This is a genomic window from Trichlorobacter lovleyi (genome assembly GCF_015239775.1).
Lineage (GTDB): Bacteria > Desulfobacterota > Desulfuromonadia > Geobacterales > Pseudopelobacteraceae > Trichlorobacter > Trichlorobacter lovleyi_B.
Map to the genome: position 1 here is coordinate 645811 of NZ_CP058409.1, position 15300 is coordinate 661110.

The window sequence follows — 15300 nt, forward strand, 5'->3', positions numbered from 1 at the left end:
GGATAAACCTCACTCTGGAGTGCGTCTATGGCAATAAGCGCAGCGTTAATACTTGCGGCGGGCAAAGGAACCCGGATGAAGTCAGCCCTGGTCAAGGTCCTGCACGAGCTTGCAGGCAGGCCGATGCTGGGCTGGCCGCTGGCTGCCGCCCGTGAGGCCGGGGCCGGGCAGATCGTGATTGTTGCCGGTCACCAGGCCGACCAGGTACAGAAACGTTTTAGGGCAGTCCCGGGCATCAAGATCGCCCTGCAGGAGGAACAGTTGGGCACCGGCCACGCCGTTTCCTGTTCGCTGGATCAGCTGGATGGTCTGAGCGGAGCGGTACTGATCCTGTGTGGTGATACCCCGCTGCTGACGGCGGCAACCCTGCAGCGCCTGGCGGCTGAACATGCCGCATCCGGCGCCGCCGTGACGGTGCTGACCGCAAGACTGGAGAGACCGTTCGGCTATGGCCGGATTGTCAGGGACAGCGAAGGGCGGGTGCGGCGCATTGTCGAACAAAAGGATGCCAGCCCTGATGAACAGGCCATTGACGAGGTCAACAGCGGTATCTATTGCATGGAGCTGGAATTCCTGCGGGCCCATATCGGACGACTGGGTAGCGAGAACGCTCAGAATGAATACTACCTGACGGATCTGGTGGGCATTGCCGTGGCGGAACATGCCGGCTGCAGCGCGGTAGTGGCAGATGACCCCGACGAGATCATGGGGGTGAATGACCGGGTGCAGCTGGCCCATGCCGCCAGAATACTGAGGCAGCGGATCAATCTGCAGTTGATGCTCGCCGGTGTGACCCTGGTTGATCCTGATCAGACCTATATTGATGCCTCGGTACAGGTCGGCAGTGACACGGTGATCTGGCCCGGTTGCGTGCTGCGCGGTGCCACCAGTATCGGTTCCGGCTGCACACTGGAGAATAATGTCCGGGTTAGCGACTGCGTGATCGCCGACCGGGTCCAGCTCAAGGCCGGTAGCGTGCTGTCTGAAGCACAGGTCGCTGAAGATGTCTCGGTTGGTCCGATGGCCCATCTCCGGCCCGGATCGGTGCTGCAGGCCCAGGTCAAGATCGGTAACTTCGTGGAGACGAAGAAGGTGGTGATGGGGACCGGTTCCAAGGCCTCCCACCTGACCTACCTGGGGGATGCCGAGATCGGCAGTGATGTCAACATCGGTTGCGGCACCATCACCTGCAATTACGACGGCAGGCACAAGCATAAGACCGTAATCGGTGATGGGGTTTTTGTGGGCAGTGATGTACAGCTGGTGGCGCCGGTCACGGTAGGGGCCAATGCCTTGATCGCTGCCGGTACCACCGTGACGCAGGATGTACCGCCTGATTCCCTTGCCATAGCCCGCACGCCGCAGGTTAACAAGACGGACTGGTGCCTGAAAAAGAGAGACAATGGCTGATTTTGATGGCCACATAGCCAGCGGGATGATCCTGATTGTTGAGGATAATATCCCTTTTGGTGAGCTGGTTGCCGGCACCCTGCGGGAAGACGGGTATCAATGCCATACCGTCTCCACCGGTGCCGCTGCCCTGATCTGGCTTGCCAGTCATCCGGTCAATCTGCTGTTGCTGGACTATACGCTGGTGGATATGACCGGTGAGGCATTTATTGCCGCCATGGCTGAGCAGGGTAGTCAGGTCCCTTTTGTGGTGGTCACCGGACGGGACGATTCCAATCTGGCCGTACAGATGATCAAACAGGGAGCCAGCGATTTTGTGGTCAAGGATACGGCCCTGTTGGACCGGTTGCCGGTAGTGGTGTCGCGCACTCTGCAGGAGGCTGCGACCATGCAGCGTCTGTGCCATGCAGAACAGGCACTGCGGCAGAGCGAGTTGCGGCTCGCCCGTGCCCAGCGGATCGCCCGGATCGGCAGCTGGGAGTGGGATCTGCAGAGTAACGGCCTCTATTTTTCACCTGAACTGTTTTCGATTCTGGGCTATGACGGGACGCTCCCCCCTGCAGTGTCACTGGAGTGGTTCTACCGTCAGATCAATCCATCCGATACCTGCTTTGTCAGAAAGGCCCTGAGTGCTGCCATAGAGTCCGGCCGCAGCCTGAACCAGACCTTCAGGATCGCAACCTGCTCCGGGGAAGAGATTGTGGTGGCCAGTCAGGCCGAACTGGAATATGACAGCGACGGCCGGCCGGAGCTGCTGGTGGGCACCCTGCTGGATGTTACAGACAGGACCAAGGCCGAGCAGGAGATTCACCACCTCGCCAATTATGATAGCCTGACCGGTCTGCCCAACCGCAACCTGCTGCATGACCGGCTGCAGCAGGCCATTGTGCAGGCGGCACGGGTTCAGGGTAGCGTCGGGGTGCTTTTTCTGGATCTGGACCGTTTCAAAGGGGTGAACGAGTTGCTGGGGCATCGTGCCGGCGATCAACTGTTGCGCACGGTAGCCGAACGGTTGCGGGTCTGTGTCCGGGAGAGCGACACCCTGGCCAGGGCCGGGGGGGACGAGTTTGTCATCATCCTGAGCGTTGTCTCCGATGAAGATGGCATCAGCAGCGCAGCGAGCAAGATCCTGGCGATTATCTCCGAACCGTTTGTGATTGAAGAGCGGGAGCTGTACCTGACTGCCAGCATCGGCGTGGCGGTCTACCCCACCGATGGTGCCGATGTTCAGTCATTGCTCAAGCATGCCGACCTGGCCATGTACCAGGCCAAGGATATGGATCGCAACAACTTCCAGTTTTTCTCCAGCGACCTGAACGTCAAGGTGATGGAGCGGATGGTGCTGGAGAGCTCATTGCGGAGAGCCCTGGAACGGGATGAGTTCAAGCTGCTCTACCAGCCCCAGGTGGATGTCATCAGCGGCAGTGTGGTGGGTTTTGAGGCGTTGCTGCGTTGGCATCATCCCGATCTGGGGACCATCTCGCCGGAAAAGTTCATTCCACTGGCCGAAGAGACCGGCCTGATCCTTTCCATCGGAGAATGGGTGCTGCGTAACGCCTGCCGTCAGGCCAAGGCCTGGCAGGATGCCGGGCTGAAACCGGTCCGAATGGCCGTCAACCTGTCCGGCCGCCAGTTCAGGATGAAGCTGGATCAGGTGGTGGCGGCCATCCTGCTTGAAACCGGTTTCGATCCCCACTGGCTTGAACTGGAACTGACCGAAAGCATCCTGATGCGTAACGCGTCAGAGAACATTGAGCTGTTGCAGGCCTTGACCGCCATGGGCTGCAGCCTCTCCATTGACGACTTCGGCACCGGCTACTCGTCGCTGTCCTATCTCAAGCATTTCCCGTTGGAGCGGCTCAAGATCGATCGCTCCTTTGTGCGGGATGTCACCACCAACCCTGACGATATGGCGATTGCCAAGATCATCATCGACATGGCCCACACCCTCAAGATGGAGGTTACTGCCGAGGGGGTTGAGGAGCGTGAGCAGCTGGAGTTGCTGCAATGCTACGGTTGTCGTGAGATGCAGGGGTTTCTCTTTAGCAGGCCGGTGCCTGCTGAAAAGGCGGAAGAGTTTTTACGTAAAGGGATTTCCTTCTGAGCCATGCACCACGACCAGATCATTATCAAAGGTGCCTGCGAGCACAACCTCAAATGTATTGATGTCACCATCCCCCGTGACCAGTTGGTGGTGATCACCGGTCTGTCCGGTTCCGGCAAGTCCACCCTGGCCTTTGACACCATCTATGCCGAGGGGCAGCGCCGCTACGTGGAGTCGCTCTCCGCCTATGCCCGCCAGTTCCTGGAGCAGATGGAAAAGCCGGACGTAGAGTCGATTGAAGGGCTTTCACCGGCCATCTCGATCGAACAGAAAACCACCTCCAAGAATCCCCGCTCCACGGTCGGCACCGTTACCGAGATCTACGATTACCTGCGTTTGCTGTTTGCCCGGATCGGTCAGCCCCACTGCCACAGCTGCGGCAAGCCGATCACGGCCCAGACCGTGTCCCAGATGGTGGACCGGATCATGGCGCTGCCGGAGGGGACCAAGCTGCTGCTGCTGGCTCCGATGATCCGCGGCCGCAAAGGTGAGTATAAGAAAGAGCTGCAACAGTTGCGCAAGGAAGGCTTTACCCGGGTCGTGGTTGACGGTGTACAGCGGGAGCTGGCCGAAGAGATCGAGCTGGATAAAAAGAAGAAGCACGACATTGACATCGTGGTGGACCGCCTGGTGGTCAAGGAGGGAATTGGCCGCCGCCTGGCCGACTCGCTGGAGACCGCCCTGGGGCATGCCGAAGGGATCGTCAAGGTAGAGGTGGTGGGAGAAAAACAGCCGATCATCTTCTCCGAGAAACTGGCCTGCATCGAGTGCGGTATATCGTATCCAGAAATCGCGCCGCGCATGTTCTCCTTCAACAACCCCTATGGCGCCTGCCCGGACTGTACCGGTCTGGGCACCCGGATGTACTTTGATGCCGAGCTGGTGATTCCCAATCCGCTGCTTTCCATTCGGGAAGGGGCGATTGCGCCGTGGGAAAAGCGGCTGGGTTCCCCCTTTCATCAGATGATCCTTGAGTCCCTGTCCCGTGCCTACCGTTTTGACCTGAATACGCCGTTTCAGGAGCTGCCCGCAGCGGTACAGAAGGTGATCCTGGAAGGGACGGGGGGTGAGCAGCTGGAGTTCTGGTGGGAGGATGACCGGGGCAAGCGTCACACCTACAAGAAGGAGTTTGAAGGGGTTCTGACCAATCTTGAGCGGCGCTACCGCGAGACCGAATCGGAGATGATCCGCGAGGAGCTGGCCCCCTACATGAACGTGATGCCCTGCCCCACCTGCAACGGCGCCCGTTTGAAGCCGGAGGCGCTGCATATCCTGGTGGGGGGGCAGAACATCCAGCAGGTGACGGCCCTGGCAATCCGTGACTGCCAGCAGTTCTTTGATCAGCTGCAGCTGTCCGACAAGGATCAGGAGATCGCCCGCAGGATTCTGAAAGAGATCAGGGAACGGCTCGGTTTTCTGGTTAATGTGGGGCTTGATTATCTGTCGCTGGACCGCACCTCAGGCACCCTGTCCGGTGGCGAGGGGCAGCGAATCCGGCTGGCAACCCAGATCGGCTCCTCCCTGGTGGGTGTGCTGTATATCCTGGATGAACCATCCATCGGGCTGCACCAGCGGGACAACGACCGGCTGCTGACCACCCTGCGCCACCTGCGGGATATCGGCAACACGGTGCTGGTGGTTGAGCATGACGAAGACACCATCCTGGCTGCCGACTATGTGCTGGATATGGGGCCTGGCGCCGGTGTCCACGGCGGTGAGGTGGTTGCCCAGGGTACCCCCAAGGAGATCATGGCCAACCCGGCTTCCCTGACCGGGCGCTACCTGTCCGGCGAACTGACCATTCCGGTGCCCAAGAAACGGCGCACGGCTGAGCGCAGCATCACCATCAAGGGGGCCACGGAGAACAACCTGAAAGGGGTTGATGTGGAGATCCCGCTGGGGGTGATGACCTGCGTGACCGGCGTTTCCGGCTCCGGTAAATCTACCCTGATCATCGACACCCTGCACAAGGTACTGTCCCAGCGGTTGTACCGCAGCCGTGAAAAGGCCGGTGCGGTCAAGGATGTTCTGGGCCTGGAGCATCTGGACAAGGTAATCAATATTGACCAGTCCCCCATCGGCCGTACCCCCCGCAGTAATCCGGCCACCTATACCGGCGTGTTCAGCGACATCCGCGACCTGTTTGCCAACCTGCCTGAATCAAAGGTGCGGGGCTACAAGCCGGGGCGCTACTCCTTTAACGTCAAAGGCGGACGCTGCGAGGCCTGCTCCGGTGACGGTATCCTCAAGATTGAGATGCACTTCCTGCCGGATGTCTATGTGCAGTGCGATGTCTGCAAGGGGGCCCGCTATAACCGTGAGACCCTGGAGGTGCTGTACAAGGGCAAATCGATTGCCGATGTGCTGAACCTGACCGTGGAACAGGCGCTGGAATTTTTGGGGGCGATCCCGCGCATCAAGAACAAGCTCAAGACCCTGGTGGAGGTGGGGTTGGGCTACATCACCCTGGGGCAGTCTGCCACCACCCTCTCCGGCGGCGAGGCCCAGCGGGTCAAGCTGGCCAAAGAACTGTCACGCCGTGCCACCGGACGTACCATCTACATCCTGGATGAACCGACCACCGGCCTGCATTTCGCCGATATCGCCAAACTGCTGGATGTGCTGCACCGGCTGGTGGATACCGGCAACACCATTGTGATCATTGAGCACAACCTGGATGTGATCAAGACCGCTGACTGGATTGTCGATCTTGGGCCTGAAGGGGGCGACCGGGGGGGCGAACTGGTGGCTGCCGGTACGCCGGAACAGGTGGCCAAGGTCACCAGATCCTGGACCGGCCAGTTCCTGCGAAAGATGCTGTAGAGGAGACATTCGCGATGGTCAAGACCGCAACCTTTGAGGCGCTGTTGGAATCAGTTGTTGAGGATGGTGATGGGTATCTCTTTACCCTGGAAGGCAAGACCTACCGGATTGCCGACAGGGATGAGGTGCGCAGGATCGCTGAATCCCACGGCTATATCCTGATTTATTGAAGGCTTCCGACTCTGTGGGCCACGGGGAATGGTTTCAGGTTCAGCTGGCCGGCCTGGGCTTTGCAAACAGGATTTTCATCTGTTCTTCATCCTGAAGCGCCTGAAAAGCGTAAAAGCCCTGCTTGAAAAGTTCTGCCTGACGTTCATAATCACTGCCGCCAACGGTCATCACCCCCTCAGGCAGCATCTGCACAGGCCGCAGGATGTCCTGGAAGAATACAAAGCGCCACAGGTTGCCGTATTTCTTTTTCAGTGCGACTGCGACCATTTTTTGCTGTTCGAACAGCTGGTGAAGGCTGGGGTAGTTGGTCGGTGCCACGGTTGCACACATGTAGCGATAGTTCCTGTCAAGGGCAGTGGTTGCGTTGACCAGCAGCTCACCCAGCCTGAATTGCAGGTGGTTGCCGCGAAACTCCGGATCAATCAGGCAGCGTTCCCAATGGACAACGTTTTCCAGCTCCTGCTCAGGCAGTCCGGCGTCCCTTCCAAGGTTCTCTGCGTCGTCTCCGGGAAAATAGAAACAGACAAAACCAAAGATCCGGCCCTGAATCATCAGGCCGAGGGTCAGCCCTTTCCTGCCCAGTACCGCACGGATCATCTCATCAGGAATAGGTGCGTATAACGTCCTGTCCGTCATTTTTTGGTAGGTGGCCTGTTGAAAATCACACAGTTCGCTGAGGTAGCCCTCATCAAGTACCTGTATCTGATACGGATAGAGCTGCCCGTCAAGTTGGCTTGTCACGCTGCCTTCATCTAAAACCTTCTTCATCGGTCATACCTCGTCAGCACAGCAGGTGAACCGCTGTCAGGGGCGGGTTGCGCCTTCAGGCCGCTACGTTGGATTTTTTCAGCCATGTGGTTACAGCAAACAGCACGATCAACAGGAAATAGGCTGCTCCCACAAGGCCTATTCCGGTATGCGTGCCAAGTATCAAGACCCCGCCAAAGACAATCGGACCCAGTGCCTCACCAATCTTTCTGGTCAAGCGCAGCAGCCCCAGTCCCTTGCCCTCTCCCAGCGTATGGGTTGCCTCAAGATTCAGAAAATAGCCTGTCTGGGCCACAGAGTTTATGGTGTCGGAAAGCCCCAGCAGGAAGATCGCAATCAGGGCGGCGATAAAACTCCCCTGCCAGAAAAAGACCAGCATGGCGGTAACACCGATCGTACCGGCAAGATAGACATAGATGAGGGCATTGCTTTTCCTGGCAATGTGCCTGCCCAGATAGGGACCGAGTACGATAAAGCAGATCCCGTACAGCATGAACGCCCTGCCGGTGTTTGAGGTGGAGATACCGGCATTGTTAGAAAACAACGGGAAAAAGTAGCAGAGAAAACCTACGGTGCAGACCATGGAGGGAAGCGTAATCAAAAGGAAAAAGGTCAACACCTGACGGTTCTGCAGAAAGTAACGTACCTTGCCCTGCTCTGATGTCGCCGGGGCTCCGGCCACAGCGGGGTGTTGGGAGTGGTCCTTTGCAAAACAGAGCGCAAAGACCAGCGGTACCGAGAGCAGGGTGATCTGGATGAAGAAGACGGTGGCATATCCCAGCCGTTCCGCCAGCATGGCGCCCAGGGCCGCTGCACAGAGCTTTCCCGCATACAGTCCGGCATACAGTTGGGAGAACCCTGCCAAACGGCTGTCTTTGGACCGGCTGGTCAACAGGTAGCCTTCCATGGAAACCAGCGTGAACCCGTACCCCGTACCGATAATGGCCCTGGCAATGATAAAGAGCAGGGCGTTCGTTGCCAGGGCGGACATCAGCACCCCCGTACCGACAACCGCCAGACCGAGAAAAAACGGCAGACGCCAGCCTTTTCTGTCAATCAGCAGTCCTGCCAGATATGAGGAAAGGGCAATACAGAACATCTCTGCCGAGATGGGGAGCCCCAGTATAATATCCTTTGGCAGGCCAAGGAACGGCTCATACAGTTTTTTCATGTAGAGCGGGATGAACGAAATGGACATGTCAAAGACAATAAAAAAGAGGAATGCCAGGGGACGAATGATTCTGATCGTCAGGTCTTTTTCAATCGGTGCGGTATTGGCCGAGGCCTTTTGTGCCTGGATGGTCAGAAGAAAGAGCAGAAAGATGATCAGTTCAACCGCAAAGAAAAACGACGTCACAAGGATGGTAAGCACGTCAAGCTGTAAATCTTTTATCCTGGCGTCAATCGATGCCTTGGAAAGCACGATCTGCAGGGTGCCTTTTTCATTGTTCAGGGATGTGTCGAGGGGGAGCGTGTAGGTATAATCCGCTGGAACGGCCCGGCTGTCACTGCCTTGTTTCCCGGATGCCGGGGCGGCGTAGAGCGCTTGCCCTTTGGCATCATGGATGGAGATGCTTCCGGTTTCCTTCATCATCTGCATGATGCTGTCAAACCATGCCTCGACACCTGCCATTTCGGTGTAAGGCACACCTTTGTGCAAGACCTGGTTGATATCCTTTTGGATGATCCTGCCTGACAACTGTATGTTTTTGCGTGCAATATCCAGGTACATGCTTTTGAGCATCGCGACGTTGGAGAGGCCGTAGTAGAGCTGTGCTGCTCCAAGCACGGAAAGGAGCATGGCAAAAATCAGCTTTGTCCTGATAGTGCCGGTCTGGCTGATGATAGGGACGGCGAACAGGAGAACCCCCAGCAGAACGGCCGCCGACACTGCCACCAGCAGCATGTCGCGCATATTTTGCTGCCAAAAGACGTTTACCCTGGCATTGACAAGAGATTCATCAAACACAAGGTTGAGCAAGCCGATGGATCTGCTGTGGCTGTCCTGCAGGGGAAGAAACAGCGCATACTTCCCCTCGTGCCGGATAACAAGATTCCGGTTGAGGTCGGGCCGGAAATCCAGTTCCCTGAGCAGTTTTTCAGGAAGCGTCCCCTCTGCTCTGCCCTTCAGGTCATACAGGAGCTTCCCGTCGGGTGCTACGACCCGTACATCGGTCAGGTCTGCGGCATCTTGCCGTACCTCCTGCAATAGCTCCTTCATGCCGTAGAAATTTTCCAGGGGTTTGCCGTACCTTACCGCATATTCGATCTTTCTCCGGCACTCGCTGCCCGCAACGGTGTAACTGCCGGTCAGGGACGTTACATAATTCTTTTTTAAGGCGGTCATGGAAAGCCATGCATTGAAGGCCAGCACGACGGCCAGGACAAAAAGAGAAGCCAGCAGCGTGGCCAGGCGTATTTTCCCGGTATGCACCGTCAGTCCCCCACGGCCTTTTTTCGTGTTGTCTGTAGCATGTTTGGTGTCTGTTTCATCCTAGGGCCGTTCAATGGTCCGGTAGATCCTGTCCGCAACCAGCAGGATGTCAAAGGGGGGGCGGTAGCCGATCTTCCGGGCAGCCTCAAGGTTGAGCACGATGTACGGAGTGCTTTCGTAGCGTTGGGGCAGATTGCGGGTGGAGCCGTTCTTCAAGGCTGAAACGATCGCTTCGGCACCGAACAGGCCGATCCCCATGAAATCGGCATCCGCAACGCTCATCAGGGCGCCGAACTGCACCTCTCCCTTCAGTTGGGTAAATACCGGGATTTTCTTTGCGTAGAACGGTTCCATCAATGCCGGCAGCATGGCAAACTTTCGTGATCCGGGATAAATCGTCATATACATGGCATCGACTTCGCCGGCCAGCTTCCGGTGTGCAGCAAGCATTTCATTGAAAAACCTGTCTTTATCCTGTTGGTTGTCCTGCACAAACGAACGGATAATCTTGAATTTGCGCTCACGGGCGAGAGCCTCGGCGTCATGCAACGCAGCCAGCGCCCGTCCGGCTGGCGAATCTTCATAGACCATCCCCAGCCGCTTAAAGGCAAAGGTGTCATGGAATACCTCGATCTGGCGTTTGAACCGGTTGGGGTACATGTGGGCCCAGACATGGTCCCGGCCTGATGTATCCACTGCTTTCACGATCCCTGCCGCAACGGCGTTGCTGGTGGAGAAGACCATGACCGGTACGTTGTGCCTGTCGTTGGCAACAAGCTTGCCGGCAACCGTCCCCATCACAATCATCAGGTCAATGTCCTTCTTTTGGTTCAATCGCCTGGTAATCTCGTCTGTCTTCCGTTTTTGCGCCGGCTGGCTGGTGCCGTCATAGCTGTAGTAGGCAGTAGCGGCAAACTCCATATGGGGGCCGACATTGTGTGATGCCAGCCACTCCCACATGGTACGGGTATCTTCCTGGCCGGGGGTGTAGGGGAACTGCTCGGTTCCCTGCAGCCAGCCAAGCGCTGTCAGCCCCCGGACAAGGGCGTACAGATGTTCGGCATAGTTCACGAAGCGGGTGCTTTCGCAATAGCCGATCCGCCACTTTTTCCCCTGCTGCTGCGGTGGAGGGCTGGACAGGTCCTTTCCTGATGCAGCCGCTGCCGTGGCCATGAAAAAAACGGCCAGCATCAGCAGTGGCAGCAGTTTTGCGATAAAACGTCTCAAGGTCTGCGGTCCCCGGTTGTCACGCTGACGGGCTTGCCGGTTTGTTGCCGTTATAGGTGAAGACCAGCAGGGTGATGTCATCGGATTGCGGAGCACCGGCAACAAAACCGTCAATCTCGTCCATCAGGTTTTTGACAATAGCCCGTGTAGATGAAGGCGGGCTTTTCCTGATGGCTGTTTCCAGCCGTTCTTCCGTAAAAAACTCCAGGTTCTTGTTCATGGCTTCTGAAACACCGTCAGTGTACATCACCAGTGCATCACCTTCGGACAGCACGACCATTCCTGTCTGATACGGCATATCCTCCATGCACCCCAGCGCCACACTGTTTGCCGAGGTAATCATCTCAATAGTGCCGTCCTTGCGATAGAGGTAGGGGAAGTTATGTCCGCCGTTGCTGAATGAGAACTCGCCTGTCCTGATGTCCAGAATGCCGCTGAACAGCGTGGTGAACATGCAGGCATCATTCCCCTCACAAAGGTCGTTGTTGGTTTTAAACATGCTTTGATCAATGGTTTTGTTACTGGTGACATGGGATTTCAGCAGTGTCCTGGTAACGGCCATAAACAAGGCCGCCGGCACCCCCTTGCCGGAAACATCACCGATTGCAAAGCAGATATGATCGTTGTCCGTGAAGAAAAAATCGTAAAAATCCCCTCCCACCTCTTTGGCCGGCTTCAACAGGGCGAATACATCAAACTCTGGGACATCGGGAAACGGTGGGAAGGTTTTTGGCACCATGCTCATTTGAATGTTGCTGGCAATCCTGAGTTCGCTTTCGATCTTTTCTTTTGCTTCCACGGTCTGCCGTGCCTCAACGATATTATTGAATATCAATATGAACACCGCGCCGGCAATCATATGGCCGATCGTCATTGGCAGCCTGATACCTTTTTCCAGCTCAAGGGCCTGATGCAGGTCCGGTATCAGAAGCAGGGTCAGCCCGGATGAAAACAGTTCAAGGACTATAACCAGGGCGGCAACCTCAAGCGGGTTGTAGCGTGCGGTTTTTCTCCACAGTGCATAGACACCGGCAAACAGCCCCACCAGGATCACTGACAGTGTCGCCGGAACAACGGAAAATCCCCCCAGTGACCAGCGGTGTAGCGCAATGAGCAGCCCGACGCAGGTTCCCACAAGCGGACCGGCCATTAAGCCGCCGATGATCTGGCCGATATGCCCCAGCGCGACAAAACCGCCTGCGATGGGAATGGCGATCAGGACTCCATACATGGTGAAGGCGGCAAACAGTAAAATCAAAAGAATCTGATGATGGATACTGTGGCTCTTCTCTGTGATGAGGGAGTAAAATCTGGTGCGAACCAGCACATACGCAATGACAGCCATCACGCAGGCAGTATTTAACACCGAAGCAAGTAACTGGATCATGTCGGTACCTCATTGCTGGTAAAAACGCTGCCTCTGACATTCCGGTCCGTAATGCCTGACGTGACCGGAAACAGTGTGGCGGCTTTAACTCATGGAATAGCATGCCGCCGGGAGAGCGTATGTCAAGCGCAGCAGTTGTACAACCTATTTCCTGAAAATTATTGCTGCCTGAACCCGCTGTCGTGAGCCTGGTTCAGGTGCTGCCGCTGCTTGCCGGCTGGCGACGGATCAAGGCAGCTGCACGGCCACGCCGATACCGGGGCCGGGGCTAGCCAGGTCAAACCTGCCGTTCTGATCCAGATAGGGACTGCAGCTGAGCGGACCGTTGATAAAGAAGGTGGTGTCCAGATCAATCACCTCAAAACAGCCCAGGGCAGCGGCAAAATGGGCAGCGGCGGTAATGGCCAGGCTGCTCTCCATCATGGCCCCCAGCATCAGTTTGATGTTGTTGCGGCAGGCCAGCTCGGCAATTTTAACCGCCTCACTGATGCCGCTCTTCATGAACTTGATATTGATGGCATTGACCGCCCTGAGCGCAACGGCCTGCTCTGCCGTTGCCAGTGAGCCGACGCTTTCGTCGGCACAGATCAGCATGCCGCTACCGGCAAACTCCCGTGTAATGGCAGCCAGGCCGTCCCAATCCCCTTTGGGTACCGGTTGCTCCAGCAGGTTGGGGCGGATGCCGTGCTGATCCAGCTGTTGCAGGAAACGCCGCATGCCGGCAGCATCAAAGCCCATGTTGGCATCCAGCACCAGGCTGCTGTCAGGCGCGATCCGTTTGACCGCCAAGACCCGCTGCAGGTCCAGCTCATGGTCTCTGCCGACCTTGATCTTGAAGGCGCTGAAGCCCTGTCCGGCATAGTGGCGGGCGGCGGTCTCCGCCTCTTCCAGGCTGCCGATTACGATGGTGATGTCGCTCTGGAAGCGCGGTTTGGGCGCATACCCCGGCGCAGCACTGAACAAGGCGCCAAACGGTATGCCCCGGCTGCGGCTGACCAGATCGAACAGCGCCATCTCAAAGGCGGCCAGGGCGGCATGGTTGCCGGCAAACTGAGGTCGGAACTCATCGATCAACACGATCGGATCAGAGAAGTCTCGCCCGGCCAGTTGCGTTGCCGCCTTGTGCAGGTTGGCCAGCGTTTGCTCCACGGTTTCGCCGGTGATATGGCTGGCAACCGCGGCCTCGCCGTACCCGCAGGTCCCATCACCAGCCTTCAGCTGGAAAAAGACGTTTTCAAGCTGATCATGCTGGCCGGTGGCGATCCGGAACGGCGTGTTCAGTGGTGCGGTGATGATGGCTGCATGAGCCTGTTGTATCTCTCGTGTCACGATAGTTCCCTGCCTTTGAGGAGTATGAGGCTTTCTCGGATTTTCAAGTGGAATTAGGGGTCAAATACCAGGGACCCCTCAAGGTTGCTGATCCCCTGATTTAAATCCAGTACCGTAGGTTTATAGATTGGTAATGATTTGTACTTGCCTTTGCACAGCGCCTTTAAAGCGCATGTATCAGTTGGATAATAGGAATTGTCAGAAGGGAAGAATTTTCCGGTCTCTGTTAACGATAGGGAGTTGCATGATGCGCCAAAATCCGCTCCGTGAAACTGTAACGAGCCATTATTATCTGAAATGCCATTATTCAGATCAAAGGAGACATCTTTGCCTATGTGGCATTTGGCAGTTTTCAGGTTGCAGTAACAGTGCATATCTTTAAGAGGTGAACATGCTTGCGAGGTCATGCATGTCGCCTTCAAAACAGTCCCTTGCAAATAATAGCTTGTGCAGGTTGTAGAAAAGTCGCGTGCTACTGCCTGATTAACCAAAAGGTGGGAGGCTACTGTTGTTGCCAGCATAACGATGGCAATTAGTTTGCTTTGCATAGTTGTTTCCCTCCTTTTTTGCGGTGCGGTGATATCGGCAAGATGGGTACCATCGCCTTGAAGGCCACGAGCGCCCCGCTGGCCTTATTCCTTGTGAAAATGTAAGGACCGGTTCGTATCACTGCGCCTTATGAACCAGTCCGAACTCCAGCAGGCCGCTGTGCAGCTGATGCCTGAGCCCCAGCTTTCCTTGCCGGTGAGACACCTGGTATACATAGTTGCAGGTGGCCCGTAGTCGCTCTGGCAGGTCCCTTCAAGCCGGGCCGGACAGTGCGGGCCGTTGACCGTAAAGGTATGGGTCGCGCCGGCTGCTATGGTTGCAACCTGGTACGAGTAATCGGGCCGGTAGAGATAGACGGTGCAGGTAGTATGTATGGGTGTCCCGGTGCTGGGCCAGTATTCGACCGCGATGTCGTTTTTTACCTTCACATGGTACTTCAGGATGCCGCCAGCACTCCCTTCAGGTGAGGCGAGTGACGTACATACAACGCATCCCGTCAGCAGCGTCATCTTCAGCCATCGTTTCATGTCAGGTTCCCTCCCTATGCGGGTGTCGTGGTGGTACCGTATTTCGTGAATTGATTTGTGTCCCGGCAGCCATTATGGCTAGAGCGGCTTACCGTTCAGGTAATACACCGCAATGCCGAGCGAGGTACACAGTCTTTCACAAAACTCAGGGTTTCTGTAGGTGTATTCACCGGGGTTCTTGATCCTGCCCGGAGTGGCCAGCTTGACGATGTAGGTATTGCTATTAAAGTTGGTGGTATAGCAGTTCAGGTCGGTCGTGTCGTTCGCAACCTGTTTGCACTCCACCGTTGTCTTCACACTCGGCAGGATCAGTGCGGAAAACGTCATCGTAGCTGCCTTTACAATCATGCTCTTGGTGTCATTGAAGAAATAACTCGACGAGCAGGAAAGTTTAGCGTCCATGCAGCTCCCTGCCTGGGCTGTGCCGATGCTTGCAAGCAGCATGAGCGCTGTTGCCAGGATCACGAGGCATCCCTGTATTTCGCAACGTATCCAGATCTTTTTGCATGTACGGCGCATCTGCGCACCTCCTGTAGAGATTACTCCATCCGGGCATTTCAGTCTGTTACGC

Annotated in this window: 12 protein-coding genes; 4 read left to right on the forward strand and 8 right to left on the reverse strand. The window is 56.6% G+C overall.

Annotated features, from left to right (window positions below; genetic code table 11):
• Window positions 1–27 precede the first annotated feature (27 nt).
• The 4 genes from glmU to FY034_RS02955 are packed head-to-tail and all read left to right on the forward strand — an operon-like array spanning window position 28 to window position 6507.
• Window positions 28–1410 (forward strand): bifunctional UDP-N-acetylglucosamine diphosphorylase/glucosamine-1-phosphate N-acetyltransferase GlmU, encoded by a 1383-nt coding sequence (glmU, locus tag FY034_RS02940; RefSeq protein ID WP_265553624.1) that lies wholly within the window; start codon window positions 28–30, stop codon window positions 1408–1410.
• The gene (locus FY034_RS02945) at window positions 1403–3514 is read left to right on the forward strand and encodes an EAL domain-containing protein (protein ID WP_265553625.1); all 2112 of its coding nucleotides are present in this window, start codon (window positions 1403–1405) and stop codon (window positions 3512–3514) included. The genes glmU and FY034_RS02945 overlap by 8 nt, the downstream gene beginning before the upstream one ends.
• A gap of 3 nt (window positions 3515–3517) precedes the next feature.
• Window positions 3518–6337 (forward strand): excinuclease ABC subunit UvrA, encoded by a 2820-nt coding sequence (uvrA, locus tag FY034_RS02950; protein WP_265553626.1) that lies wholly within the window; start codon window positions 3518–3520, stop codon window positions 6335–6337.
• 14 nt (window positions 6338–6351) lie between these two features.
• Entirely contained in the window at window positions 6352–6507 is a 156-nt protein-coding gene (locus FY034_RS02955; RefSeq protein ID WP_265553627.1) for a hypothetical protein, read from the forward strand.
• Between the two features lie 40 nt (window positions 6508–6547).
• Here FY034_RS02955 and FY034_RS02960 read toward each other — a convergent pair whose 3' ends face one another.
• From FY034_RS02960 to FY034_RS02995, 8 genes are all read right to left on the reverse strand, one after another.
• Window positions 6548–7276 (reverse strand): hypothetical protein, encoded by a 729-nt coding sequence (locus tag FY034_RS02960; protein WP_265553629.1) that lies wholly within the window; start codon window positions 7274–7276, stop codon window positions 6548–6550.
• Window positions 7277–7331: 55 nt separating this feature from the next.
• Window positions 7332–9710: an MFS transporter gene (locus FY034_RS02965; RefSeq protein WP_265553630.1), complete on the reverse strand. Its 2379-nt coding sequence runs from the start codon at window positions 9708–9710 to the stop codon at window positions 7332–7334.
• A 60-nt stretch (window positions 9711–9770) separates the two neighbouring features.
• A complete protein-coding gene (locus FY034_RS02970; protein ID WP_265553631.1) occupies window positions 9771–10937 on the reverse strand; it encodes an ABC transporter substrate-binding protein in 1167 nt (388 codons plus the stop codon).
• A 19-nt stretch (window positions 10938–10956) separates the two neighbouring features.
• On the reverse strand, window positions 10957–12324 hold the full coding sequence (locus tag FY034_RS02975) for a PP2C family protein-serine/threonine phosphatase (RefSeq protein ID WP_265553633.1): 1368 nt from the start codon (window positions 12322–12324) through the stop codon (window positions 10957–10959).
• Window positions 12325–12552: 228 nt separating this feature from the next.
• On the reverse strand, window positions 12553–13653 hold the full coding sequence (locus FY034_RS02980; RefSeq protein ID WP_265553635.1) for a dipeptide epimerase: 1101 nt from the start codon (window positions 13651–13653) through the stop codon (window positions 12553–12555).
• Window positions 13654–13706: 53 nt separating this feature from the next.
• Window positions 13707–14201 carry a CVNH domain-containing protein gene (locus FY034_RS02985; protein WP_265553637.1) on the reverse strand — a complete coding sequence of 165 codons (495 nt, stop codon included), beginning with the start codon at window positions 14199–14201 and terminating at the stop codon, window positions 13707–13709.
• An 84-nt stretch (window positions 14202–14285) separates the two neighbouring features.
• Window positions 14286–14729 (reverse strand): hypothetical protein, encoded by a 444-nt coding sequence (locus tag FY034_RS02990; protein ID WP_265553639.1) that lies wholly within the window; start codon window positions 14727–14729, stop codon window positions 14286–14288.
• Between the two features lie 78 nt (window positions 14730–14807).
• The gene (locus FY034_RS02995; protein ID WP_265553641.1) at window positions 14808–15248 is read right to left on the reverse strand and encodes a hypothetical protein; all 441 of its coding nucleotides are present in this window, start codon (window positions 15246–15248) and stop codon (window positions 14808–14810) included.
• Between the last annotated feature and the right edge of the window lie 52 nt (window positions 15249–15300).

Bases quoted from the DNA above. Each gene is read 5' to 3' on its own strand.
- glmU (WP_265553624.1), top strand. From the start codon at position 28: ATGGCAATAAGCGCAGCGTTAATACTTGCGGCGGGCAAAGGAACCCGG.
- FY034_RS02945 (WP_265553625.1), top strand. From the start codon at position 1,403: ATGGCTGATTTTGATGGCCACATAGCCAGCGGGATGATCCTGATTGTT.
- uvrA (WP_265553626.1), top strand. From the start codon at position 3,518: ATGCACCACGACCAGATCATTATCAAAGGTGCCTGCGAGCACAACCTC.
- FY034_RS02955 (WP_265553627.1), top strand. From the start codon at position 6,352: ATGGTCAAGACCGCAACCTTTGAGGCGCTGTTGGAATCAGTTGTTGAG.
- FY034_RS02960 (WP_265553629.1), bottom strand. From the start codon at position 7,276: ATGAAGAAGGTTTTAGATGAAGGCAGCGTGACAAGCCAACTTGACGGG.
- FY034_RS02975 (WP_265553633.1), bottom strand. From the start codon at position 12,324: ATGATCCAGTTACTTGCTTCGGTGTTAAATACTGCCTGCGTGATGGCT.
- FY034_RS02985 (WP_265553637.1), bottom strand. From the start codon at position 14,201: ATGCAAAGCAAACTAATTGCCATCGTTATGCTGGCAACAACAGTAGCC.
- FY034_RS02990 (WP_265553639.1), bottom strand. From the start codon at position 14,729: ATGAAACGATGGCTGAAGATGACGCTGCTGACGGGATGCGTTGTATGT.
- FY034_RS02995 (WP_265553641.1), bottom strand. From the start codon at position 15,248: ATGCGCCGTACATGCAAAAAGATCTGGATACGTTGCGAAATACAGGGA.